This is a genomic window from Salinisphaera sp. S4-8 (assembly GCF_040361235.1).
Lineage (GTDB): Bacteria > Pseudomonadota > Gammaproteobacteria > Nevskiales > Salinisphaeraceae > Salinisphaera.
Map to the genome: position 1 here is coordinate 1 of NZ_APNF01000029.1, position 1,742 is coordinate 1,742.

The following is a 1,742-nucleotide window of genomic DNA, read 5'->3' on the forward strand; positions in this document are numbered from 1 at the left end:
CGCTTCGTCGAAATCGTTGGTCGATACACCCTTGAGATACAGCCACGGTAGGACCGACTCCAGCCGGCGCGTCTTCTTCAAATAAGGCGGCAGCAATGCCGAGGAAAAGCGTCGGCCGCGTCCGGCGCGATCCCGCGTCTTGGGCAGCGCGACGGCGACCGGGCCAACCCCGGTGAGCACGTCACGTTCAGGCTGATAGCCGTTGCGCACCACAGCCCGCCGCCCGTCGGCGTCTCGGTCGGCATGCGTCTGCAGAAACGCATTGAGCTCGGCCTGAACGGCCTGTTTGATGATGCGTTGTGCACCATCGCGAACCAGATCGGACAGCGCGTCCGCAAAGGCTGGATCAGTAAAGGCAATCGTCGTATCGTCTCGCATGGTGGTGGCACCTCTTCTGTCGTCTGAAATCAGTGATTGGTCTTACTAATTTCAGCAGGTGGGTGCCGCCTCCTTCAATCGCTCATACACCAGAAATGAGCGTAGCTCGGCGTTCGGTCGGACACCGATTTCTACATTGCACATACCATTGTTGTGAAGTCTGCAACGGATAATTCAGTTGTCGACAACCTTATGCTACGTTGTTGAGGAAAATCGCTGCGGACTATCGGTGCTGCGTCAAGACAACGTTCTCGAAATTCTCGATCTGCCGCGAGAAACATTTCGTTACTGGCGGGCCCGACTGTCGCCGCTCGCTCGTCGTGAGCGCGGGCACAACGCGCGTTATTCGACGGGCGAGCTGTTAGGTCTGATGTGTGTGCAGTTATTGGTGGAGGAGCACGATCGTCCGGTTTCTAGGGTCAAGGTTGTCGCGACACCACTATTTGACCAGTGTCGGCACCAGCACTGGCCCGAACTCCGGGACAAATGCATGTTCGTTAATTTCGTCGATAGACGGATTTTGTTGTCGCCATCGCTGAATGAGCGCCCAGCCGGCAGCCAACCGAGCGACGATGTGCTGATGATTGGAGAACTGGTTACACGGATCGAAGCGCTAATTCATGCTGAGCCGGAGATATCCTATATTTCGCCGGTAAATCCGGTTGCGCTGGCCTAGCGAGCTCCTGAAGTCGCTGAGAGGCTTGGGTTATCCAACAGAGCCATTAGGACAATCCGGTCCCGAACACACATAGACGACACAAAACGTTTTCCATGCATTCACGCGGCGCGTGATCGAGCGTGCGTTACGCACCATCGTTGTGTTGCTTTTCGCTCTCGAGATACCCGCTCGCGCGACCGCAGACGGGCGCAGGGCAGTCGACGCGTCGTCACTGACCCGATCGGTATCGGGGCCGATTCACGACTCGCCTTCGCTGCGGAATCGGATGCCCGCGTCTCCCGACAAATAGGGGACGTGTCATCGACGGGGCGCACCCGGTTAGCGCGCTGCATCGGCAATCCTTGTCACCCGGCACACAGAGCGATCAAGACAGTGAAACTACGAGTTTTGTCCGATTTACACCTGGAGTGCTTCGCTGAGCCTGAAGACAGTGGCATCCGTGACGATGTCGAATGTGACGCCGTCGTGCTAGCCGGCGACATCCATAACGGTACGGTTGGTATTGAATGGGCAGCGCGCACGTTCCGAGTGCCCGTGATCTACATCATGGGCAACCACGAATACTATGGTTATGACGCGACCGAGTTATTGCCTAGATGTGTAAACCCACCACATTGTTCACGGATAAGCCCAGGCGGCTGATCGGTGGTTTGTGCTTCAGGCTGGCATGGGGTCGGTGCCAGTT

At 57.1% G+C, this 1,742-nt stretch carries 2 protein-coding genes and 1 pseudogene; 2 read left to right on the forward strand and 1 reads right to left on the reverse strand.

Features of this window, described 5'->3' with window-relative positions:
• Positions 1–378, reverse strand: a 378-nt coding sequence (locus tag S4A8_RS19070) for a transposase (protein ID WP_353221324.1), incomplete at its 3' end; no start/stop codon positions are given.
• Between the two features lie 229 nt (positions 379–607).
• Here S4A8_RS19070 and S4A8_RS19075 point away from each other — a divergent pair.
• Complete coding sequence (locus S4A8_RS19075; protein WP_353181000.1) at positions 608–1,054, forward strand: hypothetical protein; 447 nt, start codon at positions 608–610, stop codon at positions 1,052–1,054.
• 375 nt (positions 1,055–1,429) lie between these two features.
• Positions 1,430–1,633, forward strand: a pseudogene (locus S4A8_RS19080) (metallophosphoesterase family protein); the annotation flags it as partial.
• Between the last annotated feature and the right edge of the window lie 109 nt (positions 1,634–1,742).